The sequence below is a fragment of the Kitasatospora sp. NPDC101157 genome (assembly GCF_044768255.1).
GTDB lineage: Bacteria > Actinomycetota > Actinomycetes > Streptomycetales > Streptomycetaceae > Kitasatospora.
In genome coordinates this window covers 114990-129972 of the sequence record NZ_JBIWPL010000009.1, presented here as the reverse complement: position 1 = coordinate 129972, position 14983 = coordinate 114990, and the positions used below count along the sequence as shown (strand labels likewise).

13 protein-coding genes are annotated in these 14983 nt (G+C 73.2%); 9 read left to right on the top strand and 4 right to left on the bottom strand.

Annotated elements, in window-relative coordinates; translation table 11 throughout:
* Window positions 1-132: 132 nt before the first annotated feature.
* Window positions 133-945, bottom strand: a complete 813-nt coding sequence (locus tag ACIRVF_RS20425; protein WP_402819395.1) for a LysR family transcriptional regulator — start codon at window positions 943-945, stop codon at window positions 133-135.
* Window positions 946-1079: 134 nt separating this feature from the next.
* Between ACIRVF_RS20425 and ACIRVF_RS20420 the strand changes: the two genes are divergently transcribed.
* The 5 genes from ACIRVF_RS20420 to ACIRVF_RS20400 all read left to right on the top strand — a co-directional run bounded on the left by ACIRVF_RS20420 (window position 1080) and on the right by ACIRVF_RS20400 (window position 4410).
* Window positions 1080-1586: a nuclear transport factor 2 family protein gene (locus tag ACIRVF_RS20420; RefSeq protein WP_402819392.1), complete on the top strand. Its 507-nt coding sequence runs from the start codon at window positions 1080-1082 to the stop codon at window positions 1584-1586.
* 69 nt (window positions 1587-1655) lie between these two features.
* Window positions 1656-2240 (top strand): cysteine hydrolase family protein, encoded by a 585-nt coding sequence (locus tag ACIRVF_RS20415; RefSeq protein ID WP_402819389.1) that lies wholly within the window; start codon window positions 1656-1658, stop codon window positions 2238-2240.
* A complete protein-coding gene (locus ACIRVF_RS20410; protein WP_402819386.1) occupies window positions 2237-3238 on the top strand; it encodes a GlxA family transcriptional regulator in 1002 nt (333 codons plus the stop codon). The genes ACIRVF_RS20415 and ACIRVF_RS20410 overlap by 4 nt, the downstream gene beginning before the upstream one ends.
* Before the next feature lie 21 nt (window positions 3239-3259).
* On the top strand, window positions 3260-3826 hold the full coding sequence (locus tag ACIRVF_RS20405; protein ID WP_402819383.1) for a GNAT family N-acetyltransferase: 567 nt from the start codon (window positions 3260-3262) through the stop codon (window positions 3824-3826).
* Between the two features lie 146 nt (window positions 3827-3972).
* Window positions 3973-4410, top strand: coding sequence for an SSI family serine proteinase inhibitor (locus ACIRVF_RS20400; protein WP_402819381.1), 438 nt, complete (start codon window positions 3973-3975; stop codon window positions 4408-4410).
* A gap of 133 nt (window positions 4411-4543) precedes the next feature.
* Here the strand turns inward: ACIRVF_RS20400 and ACIRVF_RS20395 are convergent, their stop codons facing one another.
* Window positions 4544-5743 (bottom strand): serine hydrolase domain-containing protein, encoded by a 1200-nt coding sequence (locus ACIRVF_RS20395; protein ID WP_402819378.1) that lies wholly within the window; start codon window positions 5741-5743, stop codon window positions 4544-4546.
* 250 nt (window positions 5744-5993) lie between these two features.
* On the opposite strand from ACIRVF_RS20395, the gene ACIRVF_RS20390 reads away from it, so the two are divergent.
* Window positions 5994-6704: a MarR family transcriptional regulator gene (locus ACIRVF_RS20390; RefSeq protein ID WP_402819375.1), complete on the top strand. Its 711-nt coding sequence runs from the start codon at window positions 5994-5996 to the stop codon at window positions 6702-6704.
* 368 nt (window positions 6705-7072) lie between these two features.
* On the opposite strand, the gene ACIRVF_RS20385 is transcribed toward ACIRVF_RS20390, so the two are convergent.
* The gene (locus ACIRVF_RS20385) at window positions 7073-8317 is read right to left on the bottom strand and encodes a cytochrome P450 (protein ID WP_402819373.1); all 1245 of its coding nucleotides are present in this window, start codon (window positions 8315-8317) and stop codon (window positions 7073-7075) included.
* A 162-nt stretch (window positions 8318-8479) separates the two neighbouring features.
* Between ACIRVF_RS20385 and ACIRVF_RS20380 the strand changes: the two genes are divergently transcribed.
* On the top strand, window positions 8480-8683 hold the full coding sequence (locus ACIRVF_RS20380) for a hypothetical protein (RefSeq protein WP_402819370.1): 204 nt from the start codon (window positions 8480-8482) through the stop codon (window positions 8681-8683).
* A gap of 149 nt (window positions 8684-8832) precedes the next feature.
* Here ACIRVF_RS20380 and ACIRVF_RS20375 read toward each other — a convergent pair whose 3' ends face one another.
* Window positions 8833-12036 carry a M28 family peptidase gene (locus tag ACIRVF_RS20375; protein WP_402819367.1) on the bottom strand — a complete coding sequence of 1068 codons (3204 nt, stop codon included), beginning with the start codon at window positions 12034-12036 and terminating at the stop codon, window positions 8833-8835.
* Between the two features lie 328 nt (window positions 12037-12364).
* Between ACIRVF_RS20375 and ACIRVF_RS20370 the strand changes: the two genes are divergently transcribed.
* Entirely contained in the window at window positions 12365-13846 is a 1482-nt protein-coding gene (locus ACIRVF_RS20370; protein ID WP_402819364.1) for a helix-turn-helix domain-containing protein, read from the top strand.
* A 238-nt stretch (window positions 13847-14084) separates the two neighbouring features.
* Window positions 14085-14954 carry a sterol desaturase family protein gene (locus tag ACIRVF_RS20365; RefSeq protein ID WP_402819659.1) on the top strand — a complete coding sequence of 290 codons (870 nt, stop codon included), beginning with the start codon at window positions 14085-14087 and terminating at the stop codon, window positions 14952-14954.
* Window positions 14955-14983 lie beyond the last annotated feature (29 nt).

Sequence of the window (14983 nt, the reverse complement as noted above, 5' to 3'; positions counted from 1 at the left end):
GTCCCCTCTCGCTGTTCTCCCTCCGGGGGGGCCGGGGGGGGGGGGGTGGGGGGGGGGGGGGGGGGGGGCGCGGCCCCCCGCCCCCCCCCCCCCCCCGCGCGGTGACGGTGACACAGTGGGCCTCGCGCCGGGTCACAGCGCCCGGACGACATCCACGGCGGTGTCGCCGAAGGCGCGGACGCGGGCCGTGGCTCCGCCCGTGTGCCAGACCAGTCCCCACTCGACCGGCTCGGCGTCCGTGAGGCGCACGTAGGCGACATCGGGCCGGGCGAAGTACCGCCGGGCGTGCGCCCCGACGGTGAGGACGCCCTCGCCGGCGCCCACGAGTGTGAGCGCCTCGTTGAACGTCATCGTCTCCGCCCGCAGGACGGCCACCCGGGCCAGGTCCGTCACGGACACGGCCTCGCGGTGGGCGAACGGGTGCCCGGCCGGTACGGCGAGCATCCGGGCCTCGCGCACCAGTACCGGTCCCACCACGAGGTCCTCCGCCCGCAGCGGGTGGCAGGTCAGCGCGAGGTCCACCGTTCCGCTGCGCAACCACGGCAGGACGTCCGGCATTTGGGCCTCCCGGAGCTGGACGTCGCAGTCGGGGTGCCGGTCCCGGAACGCCTGTGCGACGCCGACCAGCAGCTGGCCCGCCGCGGGGTCGGTGAAGGCGACCCGCAGTCGTCCACTGAGACCGCGCCCGGCCTCGACGGCCCGGGCGACCGCGGTGGTGATGCGGGTCCACGCGGGCCGGAGCTCCTCGTACAGGTCCCGCCCCACCGGGGACAACTCCACCCGGCGGCTGGTGCGGTGGAACAGCGGGACACCGATCCGGCGCTCCAGCTTGGCGATCGTCTGGCTGATCCTGGCCGTGGAGACGTGCAGTCGTTCCGCGGTGCGCCCGAAGTGCAGTTCCTCGGTGAGCGTGAGGAAGGCCTCCAGCTCGTGCCGCTCCAGCATCCGGCTCCTTCCCCCGTCCACTTCCGATCGTCAACTGTGGCTTCACGATCGTGGCACAGACGCGCATTGATGATCCACACCGCCCACAGCATGATCAGAGCTGTCGGAAACACAGCCCCCCGGAGGAGTCCATCGTGTATGTCACCCGCGACCGCGCCCTGACCGCCCCGGCCCACGACACCGCCGCGGTCGTCGAGGAACTCCGGGACCGCGCCGAGATCGTCGACGCCCTCTACCGCTTCGGCCTCGGCCAGGACCTCAAGGACAAGGAGCTCTTCGCCTCGGCCTTCGCCGCCGACGCCGAGCTGGACTTCCGCCCGGCCGCGGCGAAGTGGGGCGCCGAGCCGCCGGTGATGTCCGGACGGGACACCATCGTCAGCACCATCCTGGCCATGTTCACCGGCCGGATCGACACCACCCACCAGGTCACCAACCCCCGGATCACGATCGACGGCGACACCGCCCACCTCACCGCCCTCGTGGAGGCGCAGCACCTGCTGATCGCCGACCCCGCCACCCACGCCCTGCTGAAGAACCCCTACGACGTCGAGCTCGTCCGCGACGGCGACCGCTGGGTCATCCGGCGGATGAGCATCGACAACACCTGGTTCACCGGCGACCCCGCCGCCATCTTCGGCTGACCGGATCGTTCCGCATCCGGCCCCGATGGTGTCTTCGGCCGAGGGCCCCGGGCCCGCCAGGATCGGGGCATGAACAGAGCACTCCTCGTCATCGACGTCCAGGAATCCTTCCGCCGGCAGGAGAACTGGGCGGCCGTCTCCAACCCCGATATCGTCACCCAGGTGAACAAGCTGGTCGCACACGCCCGCGCGGAGGGGGACCTGGTCGTCTGGGTCCTGCACGCCGAAGCGGGCAGCGGGACGGTCTTCGACCCCGCCCTGGGGTACGTGCGGATGATCGACGGGCTGGTGCCCGCCGAGGGCGAGCCCGTCCTCACCAAGACCTCCCACAACGCCTTCACCACCACCAACCTCCAGCAGCAGCTGACCGAGCGCGGCATCCGTGACCTGACCGTCAGCGGCATCCGCACCGAGCAGTGCTGCGAGACCACCACCCGGGTCGCCGCCGACCTCGGCTACGACGTCACCTTCGTCACCGACGCCACCGCGACCCACCCGATCGAGCACCGGGACGCGCCGCCCGGGCGCAGCCTCGCCGAGATCCTCGCGGACCCGCGCACGCTCTCCACGGAGGAGATCACGGCCCGCACCGAGTACGCCCTCGCGGGCCGCTTCGCCCGGGTCGCCACCGTCCGGGAGCTGACCGGATCGTGACCCGCGTCGTCTTCCTGCTCGTCCCGCAGCTGCACCTGCTGGACCTCGCCGGGCCCGCCCAGGTGTTCTCGACCGCGGCCGACCTGGGCCTCGGGTACCAGATCGGCTACGTGGCCGAGCAGGAGGACGTCCCGACGGCGCAGGGCCTGCCGCTGCGGGCCGCCACCGAGTGGCCGCCGCTGTCGGCCGGGGACCTGGTCGTCGTCCCCGGCTGGCGCGAACCCCGCTCGCCGGGCGGCGGCGGTTCCGGTGGCGGCCCCGGTGGCGCTTCCCACGGACCGTCCCCGGCGTCGCTGGAGCGGCTGGCCGCCCACCACGCGGCGGGCGGGACGGTCGCCAGCATCTGCACCGGCGCGACCGCCCTCGGCCGGGCCGGACTGCTGGACGGCCGCCGCTGCACCACCCACCACGACGCCCAGGACGAGCTCGCCCGCCGCCACCCGTCGGCGTGCGTGGTCCGCGACGTGCTGTACGTGGTGGACGGCCGGGTGGTCACCTCGGCGGGCATCGCCAGCGGCATCGACCTCGCGCTGCACCTGGTCGCCGGCCGCCACGGACCCGCGGCCGCCGCCCGGATCGCCCGCGAGATGGTCGTCTACGCCCGGCGCAACGGGGACGAGCAGCAGACCAGCGCGATGCTCAGGCACCGGGCCCACCTCGTCGACGCCGTCCACCACGTCCAGGACCTGATCGACGCCGGGTACACCACCCGGCTGCGCCTGGCGGAGCTCGCCGCCGCCTCCGGCGTCAGCGAACGCACCCTCACCCGCCACTTCACCGAGGCCACCGGCCGCACCCCGCTGCGCTACCAGCAGGAACTGCGGCTCGAACGGGCCGAACACCTCATCTCCCACGGCGCCACCGTCGAGGCCGCGGCTCGGGCTGTGGGCTTCCAGGACGCCCGGATGCTGCGCCGCCTGCGCGCGGGCGCGCCCGCGCGTCGACCTGACCGGGTCCGAGCTGCCCAGCCCCCGGCCTCCCGTCCCCCGACTCCGTAGGAAACAGGGAGAACCACTGCTATGAGCCCCGACCCCGCCGTGTTCACCACCGAGCGCCTGACCGTACGCCCCTGGGAGCGGGCCGACCGGGAGCGGGCGTTCGACCTGTACTCCCGCTGGGAGGTCGCCCGCCGGCTGGGCAGCAGCCCGGCCGTGCTGGACAGCCTCGACGCGGCCGACGCCAGGATCGAGCGTTTCCGCTCCTCCTCGGCCGATCCCCGCTTCGGCATCTGGGCGGTCCAGCGCAAGGACACCGGCGTGGTCGCCGGAACGGTGCTGCTGGTGCCCATCCCGGGCGGCGACGGCGAGGTCGAGGTCGGCTGGCACCTCCATCCCGACAGCTGGGGCCGGGGCTTCGCCACCGAAGCCGCCCGGGGCGCCGTCGCCAGGGGCTTCGCCGGCGGCCTCCCGGAGATCCACGCGGTGGTCCGGCCCGACAACGAGCCCTCCATGGCCGTCTGCCGACGGCTCGGCATGACGCCGCAGGGCCGGACCACCCGCTGGTACGGCACGGAACTGGAGTGCTTCCACCTGCCCCGCCCGTTGACCGGGCCGGCCGACGAGGGCATTCGCGCGTACGGGGCGTGAGCTGCGCCACAGTGGGCGGGTTCGGCATGCACCTGACATGAGCGTTCATATGATCGTAACGCTCCGCACAGCTTCGATTGATTGTGTGGCGCACGCAGCTGCCCGGAAACACGAGATCCGGGCAACGTAGAGGAAAGGCATCACGAATGCGACGCATCACCATGACGGTCGCCGGTCTGCTCGCGACCGGCGCGGCCTCGGCGATCCTGATGGCCGGCACCGCCCAGGCCGCTACCACGGGCACCACCCTGCTCGGCTCGGTTCACCTGACCAAGACCGATTCGACGGGCGCCACGACCTCGGCCGACCTGTCCTGTGCCGCCGTCCAGGACGGCTCCGGCTTAACCTCCGTCGTCGGCACGGGCACCGTCACCAACCCCGACGCGGCCTGCAGTGAACTGGCCCGCGTCAACGGCGACTTCAGCAAGCTGCTGGTGCACCCCACCTGGATGGTCATGGCTCTCCAGGCGCCGGTCACCGCCACGGCGCAGGGCAACTGGGGCGCGACCGGCGTCAACTGGTCGCACACCTACGTCAACGGCAGCGAGCTGACCAAGTACACGGGTGACGTCTTCGGCTTCTGAGTTCCGGTTCTGAGTTCCGGTTCTGATTTCTGAGCTCCGGTTCTGAGTTCCGAGTTCGCCGGTGTCCCTGCAGTGACGGCGTGGCCGCTCCCGGTTCGGGAGCGGCCACGCTCGTTTCGGCGCCCTCCGCGCTTCACGCGGCCGTCTTGCCGCAGAACTCCGCCTCCAGCTCCTTGGTGAAGACCGAGATCGGGCCCCACTGCTCGCCGTCGGCCCAGTCGCCGTTGACCTCGGTGGAGAGCAGGTGGCGGCCGTCGCGGGTGCCGAAGGTGTAGGACCACGAGCCGTTGATCGCGCCGCCCATGCCCCACACCTGGCCGCACGAGAGGGTGAGGGAGGCGACGCCCAGGCCGTAGCGGGAATCGGGGATCCACGCGTTGCCCGGGTCCTGCACGGTGACCATCTCGGCGGTCTGGGCGGGCGGCAGCAGGCGGCCCGCCAGGAGCGCCCGGAAGAAGGTGCTCAGGTCGCCCGTGGTGGAGATGAGGTCGCCGGAGCCGTACCCCCAGGACGGGTTGAGCTCGGTGACGTCGTACTGGGGAAGGGTGGGGGCGTTCATCGGGCCGAGCTTGGAGTAGAAGCGGCCGTGCGGGCCGTGGACGGCGGTGTCGTCGCCGGTCGGCTCGTAGGTGCTCTTCAGGTGCAGTGGCTTCACGAAGCGGTCGGTGATCTCCTGCGCGAGGTGGTGCCCGGTGGCCTGCTCGATGACCAGGCCGGCCAGCACGTAGTTGGTGTCGGAGTACCGCCAGCCGGTGCCGGGGGCGAAGTCGGGCTTCACGCTGATCCCGAGCCGGACCAGCTGGCGCGGGGTGAAGCTGTCGAAGCGGTGCTGGAGGAAGGGCTCCCCCTGGAAGTCCTTGCTGACCTGGTCGGCCACCGCGAAGTTGGCGATTCCGCTGGTGTGGTTGAGCAACTGGCGGAGGGTGATCCTCGACCCGTCGTAGCCGTTGCCGTCCACCAGGCCGGGCAGCCACCGTTCGACGCTGTCGTCCAGGCTCAGCCGGTGCTCGGCCTCCAGCTGGAGCAGCACGGTGGCCACGAAGGTCTTGGTGGTGCTGCCGATCCGGAACCGGTCCTGCGGGCGCAGCGGCCGGCCGGTGTTCCGGTCGGCGGTGCCCGCCTGCCCGAACCAGGTCGAGTCGCCGTCGTGCACCTCGGCCATCGCGCCCGGCAGGCCGGCCGTGGTGACCGCCTGGTCGAGGACGGTCTGCAGGCCCCGGTGGCCGCCGATGGAGGCGGAGTGGGAGATGGGGGCGGAGGAGGCGGCCGGGGCGGCGGTCAGCAGGGTGCAGGCCGCAACGGTGGCGGCGGTGGCGCGGGCGATGTTCTTCATGGTGGGTCCCCCTGGGTCTGTCGGGCTTTCGTCGTCGGTGAAGAACGTACGGCCGGATTCGGGATTCCCTCAACATGCGATCGCGCAAATCCGCTGAAAACCGCAGGTCAGTGACGGTCAATCATTGCAATGCGCTTGTCGGCGAATGCAATCGTGGTTGCAACCGTCCCCGGCGCCCGGATACTCGTCTGCAGGCCCGAGATCCGAGGTCCGAGATCCGAGGTTCGAGGCCCGACGAAAGGAGCCACCCGTGCCAGGCGCCAGGCTGAGCCAGCAGGACCGTGTCACGATCGCCAGCGGCCTCGCCGAAGGGCTCGACTACGCCGCGATCGCCCGGCTGATCGCCCGCCCCACCTCCACGGTGACCAGGGAGATCGCCCGCAACGGCGGCCCCGGCCGCTACCACGCGCACGCCGCCCAGCGCGCCACCGCCCGCCGGGCCCGCCGCCGACCGGGCGCGGCCCGGCCCGTCGGGGGCACCGCGACGGTGCCGGACGGCCGCGACCCGGCCGCCGTCACCGAGTTCGCCGACCGCTTCGCAGCCCTGCTGGTGCAACTCGGCCTGCCGCGCATGGTGGCCCGGGTCCTCGGCTGTCTGTACGTCACCGACAGCGGTACCCTGAGCGCCGCCGAGCTGGTGCAGCGGCTCGGCGTGAGCCCGGCCTCGGTCTCCAAGGCGGTCGGCTACCTGGAGGACCAGGAGCTGATCCGCCGCGAACGGGACGGCCACGGCCGCCGCGAGCAGTACACGATCGACTCCGACGTCTGGTACCGATCGATGCTCGCCAGCGCCCGACGCAACGCCCTGCTGGCCGAGTTCGCCCGCGACGGGGCCGACCTTCTCGGCGCGGCCACGCCCGCCGGGCAGCGGCTCGACACGGCCGCGTCCTTCCTCGCGGAGATCGGCACCGACCTGGTCCGGGCGGTCGAGCGGCGCCGGTCCGGCAACGGAATGCTCTGACCGATCGGCCTCAGGAACGTCCTCCGGGGAAGCCCCGAGGGGATCTGCGGGGCGGAACGGGATCTTCCCCGATGGTGGGGGCCGAAGCAGTCCTGACTCTTGGTCGCCCGGGCCGGTGGACGGGCCCGTCCGCATCAGCGCCGCGGTGCTCACGGGCGGCGTGGCGCACCCGCGGCGGCCACCGGAGGGGGCGAGGGCGAACGCAGGGGCACGGCTGACTCCGGGCGGCTCGGGGAACGGGCCGCCCACCAAGTCGAGCCGACACCCCCGGGCCGCCGGCCGTACCGGGCCGTACCGGGCCGTACCGGGCCGTACCGGGCCGTACCGGGCCGTACCGGGAACCCGAATCCACCGTTCGGGCCGACGGCTCAGGCGGCGGGGCGCAGCACCGCCGGGGTGGGGCCGTCGGGGCGGACGGTGATGCTGAAGGCTTCGCCGGTGGGGCGGGAGAGGAACTCCAAGCGGCCGAGGGGGAGCAGGAGGTCGAGCAGCGCGGTGGTCTCGCGGAGGGCGAACTGGGTGCCGAGGCAGGCGCGGGCGCCCAGGCCGAAGGGGAGGTAGGCGCCGAGGTGGGCGGGGCGGGTGGCGCCGGGCGTGAAGCGGGTGGGGTCGAAGCGTTCCGGGTCGGGCCACAGGGCCGGGTCGCGGTGGGTGAGGTACGGGCAGACCAGCACGTCGGTGCCGGCGGCGATGCGGTGGCCGGCGATCACGTCGTCCTCGACGGCGTGCCGGGGGAGCATCCAGGCCGAGGGGTAGAGCCGGAGGGTCTCGCCGACCAGGGCGTGCGGGTCCGCCCCGCGCGCGCCGGGGTTGCGGTCGAGCAGCAGGAACAGCCAGGTGAGGGTGGTGGCGGTGGTCTCGTGGCCGGCGACCAGCAGGGTGACCAGCTCGTCGCGGATCAACCGGTCGGTGCATTCGGGGTGTTGGTCAGCGGCGTCGACCAGGACGCGGAGCACCCCGGGTTCCGCGGTGTCCGCGGTGCGGGCCGCCTCGATCGCGGCTCGGGCGACGGCGTCGATCCGGGCGAGGTCCTCGGCGACGGCGTCCCGGGCGTCGGAGGCGTTGGTCGGCAGGGTCGGCATCGCGGCCACCACCCGTTCCACCGCCCGCAGTTCGGTGTCCGTCCGGTCGTCCAGCTCCAGTCCGGTGAGCGCCCGCCAGACGGTGTCCAGGGCGAAGCCGCGCATCTCCTCGCCGACGTCGAAGGTCTCCCCGCTGCGCCGGTACCCCTCCCAGCGCTGCGCCGTCCGGCGCGCGGCGGCGGCGATCCGCTGCTCGTAGCGGCGCATGCCCGGGCCGGTGAACTGGGACTGCAGAAGGCGCCGTTGGCGTTTCCAGGCGTCCCCGGTGGCGGACAGCACGCCGTCGCCGACCAGCATCCGGGCCCGGTGGGAGCGCTTGACGTACCGGTCGGGGTGGCGGCCCAGCACGTGCTGCACCGCGGCCGGGTCGGTGACCAGCACGGTCGGCGTCGGGCCGAGCCGGAAGGCGGCGATGCCGCCGATCCCGCGCTGCGCCCGAGCGAGCAGCTGGACCAGCTCGGCCTCCTCGGCGCGCCACTGTTCGACGGCCTCGGGGGCCAGTTCGGGTACCGGGATGGCGTCCGTGGTCACGGTGCCTCTTCCTCTCGGAGTCTCTGACGCGTCGTCCGCCCCGACTCTAGTGCCGGACGGACGCGGGCCGCGGGGGCAGAAGGGGGAGGCCGACGCGGTCTGGCTCTCCCGCAACCTCTACCCCGGCCCGCCGTTCGGCTCGACGCTCCGGAGCGGCTGTCCGTGGACTGGGCCGGGGTGCGGGAGACTGCGCTGCCGAATGCGGTGGCGGGGGCGCGCTACCGGTACCGCTACGAGGGCCTGCGGCTGTTGGCGCAGTCCGGCGACCGGATGTTCCTGATCCCGCAGTCCTGGACGGGGGACACCGGCAACGCGCCGGTCGTCCCGGTCGGCGTGGACGTCCGGGTGGTCTTCCACCCCGGATGAGCCCCCCGCCCGCACACGGCTGCGCCGCGGTCCGTCCCCCTCGACGGGCCGCGGCGCAGCGGTTCAACGGGTGTCGGTCAGTCGGTCAGTCGGTCAGTCCGTCAACGGATCCGTCGGTCGGCCGGCCGGCCGGGCAGCCGATCGGTCGGTCACACCGCCTCCCAGAGCGCCGGGACGATCGGCGGCTCCCAGCCGACCTGGGCGGTGTGGCCCTGGACGCAGCGGTAGCTGACGCCGTTGTAGGTGACGACGTCGCCCGCCTGGTAGGTGGTGCCCGGGGTCCAGGCGTTGCCGGGGTTGGGGTTCCCGCTGCCCACGACCAGGGTGAAGCTGGTGGTGTGGGTGGCGGTGCCGGTGCCGGTGACGGTGATGCCGTAGGTGCCCGGGGCGGTGGACGCCGCGGTGGCGACGGTCATCGTGGCCGAGGCGCCGGACTGCACCGAGGACGGGCTGAAGGAGACCGTCACCCCGGCGGGGGCACCGGTGGCGGTCAGGTTGACCGTCTGGGCCGAGCCGGAGGTGGTGGCGGTGCCGACGGTCGCGGTGGTGGAAGTGCCGGGTTTGACGGTGGCGGTGGCCGGGTTCACCGAGAGGGAGAAGTCGTTGGCGGGGGTGCTGCCGCCGACCGAGGTCTTCCAGATGGTGGAGGCCACGCCGTTGGCGTTGCGCTTGAGCACGGTGGCGTCGACGTTGCTCGTGGTGTCGCAGGACTGGTGGTAGCAGGAGTCGTACGACTGGCCCGCCGTGCCGCCCCACTTGGCGGCCTGCGCCGAGGTCTTGACGGCGCTGGCGCCGGCCGCGTAGCCCGAGGTCGGGATGCCGGCCTGCTGGAAGGAGTAGTCGTCGGAGCGGCCCTGGCCCTCGACGTTCTCCTCCGGCTGGAGGTTGAGCGAGTCCCAGTAGGCCTTCATCGGCGCGGAGGCCGCGGAGGTGAGGTTGTTGATGAAGTAGCCGGCGTTGGGCGAGCCGACCATGTCGAAGTTGTAGTAGGCCTTGATCGCCGAGCGCTGGGCGGAGCTCAGCTGGCCGACGTAGTACTGGGAGCCCTGGAGGCCCTGCTCCTCACCGGTCCACCAGGCGAACCGGACGTGCCGGGTCAGGGTGGGGTTCTGCTGGGCGAGCGCGAGGGCGTTCTCCAGCAGGACGGCGGAGCCGGAGCCGTTGTCGTTGATGCCGGGTCCGGCCGAGACGCTGTCCAGGTGGGCGCCGAGCACGGTGACCTGGTCGGACGGGCCGCCGGGCCAGTCGGCGATCAGGTTGTTGGACTGGTAGGTGCAGGAGGTGCAGGTCTGCTCGCTGACGGTGAAGCCGGCCGCCTGGAGCTTGCCCTTGACGTACGCCACGGACTGGCTGTGCCCGGCGCTGCCGGCCCGGCGGTTGCCGCCGTTCTGGTTGGCGATGGTGTTCAGCTGGGCCAGGTCGGCCTGGATCCTGGCGACGTCGATGTCGGGGGCGGGCCCGCCGGGCGTGCCGCCGCCGACGGTCAGGGTGTACTGGGCGGTGTGGGTGGCCGCGCCGGCGGTGCCGGTCACGGTGATCACGTACGTGCCGGCCGGGGCGCCGGAGGAGGCGGACAGGGTGAGCGTCGCGGACGAACCCGTCTGCACGGAGGAGGGGTTGACCGTCGCGGTGACTCCGGTGGGGGCGCCGGTGGCGGTCAGGCTGACGGTCTGCGCGGTGCCGGAGGTGACGGCGGTGGAGACGGTCGCGGTGGTCGACGAGCCGGGCTGGACGGAGCCGGAGGCCGGGCCGAGCGTCAGCGAGAAGTCGTTGTTGCCGGACGGCGTGCAGCTCGGGTCGCCGCTCTGCGCGGGCACGCTGACGGCGTCCCAGGCGGCCTTGGTCCGGTTGTAGAAGGTGCAGCTCGGGTCGAGGTTCTTGGCCGCGGTCAGGGTGGTGGTGCGGTACCGCTTGTACGTCATGCCGCTGGTCTTGAGCAGCATGCCGCCGTACCAGACCTGGCCGGCCTGCTTGGCGCCTATGCCGGTGACGGTGGAGCCGTTGCAGGTCGGGCTGGTGGGCTTGCCGTTGCCCGGGTTGGAGCCGTTGGACAGCAGGTAGAACCAGTGGTTCAGCGGACCGGCGGCCGCGTGCACCTCGGTGCTCGGGATCGAGGAGGAGTAGCAGTCCGGGTCGTTGTTGACCAGCGAGGGCTGGTAGAGGTTGCGGATCGGGCCCTGGCCGACCAGGTTGATCTGGCGGCCGACCTGGTAGTCGGGGTAGTCGTAGGGCGCGGGCTCGTTGTTGTACTCCTTGGTGAGCGAGCCGAAGATGTCGCCGGTGCCCTCGCCGAGGCCGTTCTCGTTGTTGGCGCCGCCGGGGGTGTACTGGTCGATGCCGTGGCCGAACTCGTGGCCGACGACGTCCTGGGCGCCGATCCACTGGCCGGCCTGGTTGTGGCCGATGGAGACCGAACTGCCGTCCCAGTAGGCGTTGACGTCGTTGAGGCCCATCTTGATCGGCCAGCTGCCGCCGTTGCCGTCGTGGCCGTTCCGGCCGAGCCAGTCGCGGAGCATGTCCCATTCCTTCTGGGCCGCCCACATGGCGTCGCCGCAGCCGGTCTCCCGGCTGGAGGGGTTGCCGTTGCCCCAGGAGTCCGAGGACTTGGTGAACACCTGGCCGGTGTCGTTGTCGGAGCAGGACAGCCCTGGCCGACTCGGGTCGCGCAGCGAGTACGAGCCGCCGGAGTTGGTGGTGCTGATGGTGAGCGGGCCGGGGCCGTTCCACTTGCTGTTGACGGTGCCCGCCTCGACGTCGTCGTAGCTGTCGACCACCTCGCCGGTGGCGGCGTCGACGAAGACGTGCAGGTGGCTGGGCGCGGTCGCGGTGCGGCCGGTCAGCACGGTCTCCCAGGCGAGCCGGCCGGCGCCGTCCTTGACCCGGACGACCAGGCGGCGGGAGTCCGCCCTCTCGACGGTCGGCAGCTTGGTGCGCGCGGTCTTCTCCGCGTCGGCCGCGCTGATCTGCGGGGTCGTGGATCCGCCGACCGGGCCGGTGGCCGCCGACTGCAGGCCGTGGACCTTGCCCTGCCCGTCGGCGAGCACCACGGCGTCGCCGCCGACCACCGGCAGGCCGCGGTAGCTGCGTTCGTAGGAGACGGAGTAGAGGCCGTTCAGCCAGGGTGTGACGGTGCGGCGCTCATAGGTCTCGCCGGGGCCCTTGGCCAGTGCGTCGGTGCCGGCCGCGGCGGCCGCGTCGGCGGCGTTGACGGCGGCGGCCAGGGCGCTGGGCGGCGCGGGGGCGGGGGTGGGAGCGGCGGTGGCCGTCCCGGCGGTGGCGCCGACCAGGCCGGCCAGCACGGTCAGGGTGGTCGCCGTGGTCAGCAGCCGTCCTGGGGAAACTCTGCGTTGCATCGAGGCTCCTCGCGTGTGGGGGTCCTCGACCGCGGACGGCAAGGCTGGTGGCGCACCGCAGGCCGCGTCCGGGGGACGGCCGGGCGGGCCGTCCGCGCTCGGGTGCCCGAACACTCACATGGCGTCATGCTCGGGTCAATGGCTGGTGCGGGCTCGGCATGGGGTTGGCAAATTCCGTCAAGGTGCGGGTGCCGTTTCGCGTCGAGCTGGGCTTTTCCTCCAGTGGTTGAGACCACGTCATGTACGGGACGGGGGTCATCGAGTACCGTCCTCCTCGTCGGACTCGTCGCAGGGCCCCGCGTCGGGGCCGGTTCCCGGGGAGGCAGCCGTGTACCGGAACCGTTCGGCCTCGGCGTCGGCACGGGAGCCGCGGGACCCGTCCGGGCGCGGGGCCCAGGGGCCGGGCGCCTGGCGGGAGTTCGGTGCCCGGCTGCGGCAGTGGCGGCGCCGGGCCGGGCTCACCCAGGCGCAGCTCGGCGCCGGTATCGGCTACGACCACACCGCGGTCAGCAAGATCGAGCACGGCGCCCGCCGGGTCACCCCGAGGACCGCCGAGCGGATCGACGAACTCCTCGGCGCCGGAGGCGATGTGCTCGCGGCGTGCCTGCGGGCCGAGACCGCCGAGCTGCCGCTGCCCGACCCCTTCGTCCCGTTCGCCGCCGTGCTGCTCCGGCCGCCGCTGCCCATCGGGGCGGAGACCGACCGGCAGGGGGCGGAGACCGCCCGGGACGGGGCGGACGCGGCCCCGGACGCGGAGGTGCTTCCCGCGCCGGCCCGGCTGCCGGACTACGGACTGCTCTGCCCGCTGCACGACGCCGAGGGCTGCGCCGTCCCGGCGCCCGACGAACTCGCCGCGCTGTACGCGCAGTTCTGCGCCGCCGACCCGGCCGCCGCGCCGCCGCTGGACGCCGCCACCGCGCACGCCCTCGCCGGGCTGCTCGCCGCCCAGCTGCGGGCCGGCGAGACCGGCGTCCCGCCGGGCCTGGTCGCCGCCGTGGAGCGCACCCTGCACGTCGTGCTGGCCCGGCTGGCCGCCGCCCCCGCCGACCGGCGCGGCCCGCTCGCCCGGCTGGCCGCCGAACACGCCCACGCCGCCGGGGCACTGCGGATGCAGGACGGCCGCAACGCCACCGCGATGGCCTGCTTCGACCGCGCGCTGACCTGGGCCGAACTCGCCGGGGACCGGGCCACCCTGGTCGGCACGCTCAGCGACCTGAGCATCCTGGCCCGGCTGGACGGCGATCCGGCGGCCGCGCTCGGCTACGCCCGGGAGATCGACCGGGTCGCCCCCGGGCGGCCCTGGGCCGGGGCGATGGGCCGGATCAGCCGGGCCCGCGCGCGTGCCCTGACCGGCGACGTGCGCGGCACCGTCCGGGAGATCGGCCTGGCCCGGACGCACGTGGAACGCCTCGACGACCGGGACGAGGCGGACGTGCCGTGGCTGTCCATCGCCTCGATGCGACTGCGGGTGGAGTCGGCCGCGGCCGCCGCCCTGCGCGACCTCGCGGCCGCCGTCGACGACCCGCGGCTGGCCCGGCGGGCACTGGCCGCCACCGAGACCGCGCTCGGCCTGCTCGGGCCGACCCAGCTGCCCTCCACCCGGCTGCTGTTCACCGTCCGGGCGGCCGACTGCCACGCCTGTGCGCACGACCCCAGGACGGCCGTCGAGCTGCTGGGGCCCGCGCTGGAGTCGGCCCCGGCGGCCGCGCTGCCCGCGCTGGTCGGGCACGAGCTGCGGGGCCTGCGGGGGCGGCTGGCGCGCTACGGGCCGCAGGCTGCGCGGCGGTTGGCGGAGCCGACCGGACCCTGACTCCGGATGCGCAGGCCGGGGGCGTGGACCAGCGGACCGCCCGGGCACCGCGCGCGCCGCGCTCCGGTGCCCGGTGAACCCGGCCGGAAATGCGCCCGGTTCGCGCCGCCCGGGCGTCAACTTCGTGTGCGGATCGTCCGTCGATCGGGTTATTCATGGCGTTAACACGTCGAATGACCGACCCTGCCGTCGGCTCCCGCTAGAGTCTCTGACGTTGCCGTTCGTTGGTCCGCGAATAATGAGGGGGAGCGTGCTGTCCGCCATCGCACGCCGGCTCGCCCATCCGCTCCTGCTCCTGGGGGTGCTGTGCACGGCCGTCGCGACACTGCGCTTCCACTGGGCGGCCGACACGGTCTCCCCGCTCGCACTGATCGCCGTCATCGGCTACCTGGCGCTGCTGGAGCGAGTGATCCCGTACCGGACCGACTGGCACCCCAGTGGCCGTGAACTCCGCTGGTACAGCGTGTACTTCGTGCTGAGCATGGTGGGCGGCGGACTGGCCCAGGGGCTGGTGACCGCACTGGTGGAGCTGATCGGCCCGGCCCGTCCGGCGCTGCCGTTCGCGCTGGAGATCCCGCTCGCGCTGCTGTTCGGCTCGCTCGGCGACTACCTGGTGCACCGCTGGTCGCACCGCAACCGGTGGCTCTGGCGGCTGCACGGCGTGCACCACGTGCCGGACAAGGTGAACGTCGCCAACAACGGCGTGAACCATTTCCTGGACGTCCTGTTCGCGCAGTCCGTGGTCCAACTCCTGCTGGCTTTGATCGGATTCTCGGCGGATTCTGTGTTCGTGGTCGGAATATTCGTCATGGCGCAGGGGTATTTCGTCCACGCCAACATCGACGTCCGCATCGGCCTCCTCGGCCACGTGCTGGCCGGCCCGGAGCTCCACCGCCTGCACCACAGCACCGACCTCGCCGAAGCCGGCCACTACGCCTCCGACCTGTCACTGTGGGACCACGTGTTCGGGAGCTTCACCTGGCGGCCCGGACGGACCCCGCGGACCGTCGGCCTCACCGACCCGGCCGTGTTCCCGACCACCGCCGAGCTCGGCGCCACCCTGCTGCACCCGTGGCGCCGGATGAAGACCACCGAGCAGTCCGTCTGACACCCCGGCCCCGACGAACACCCTCCGCG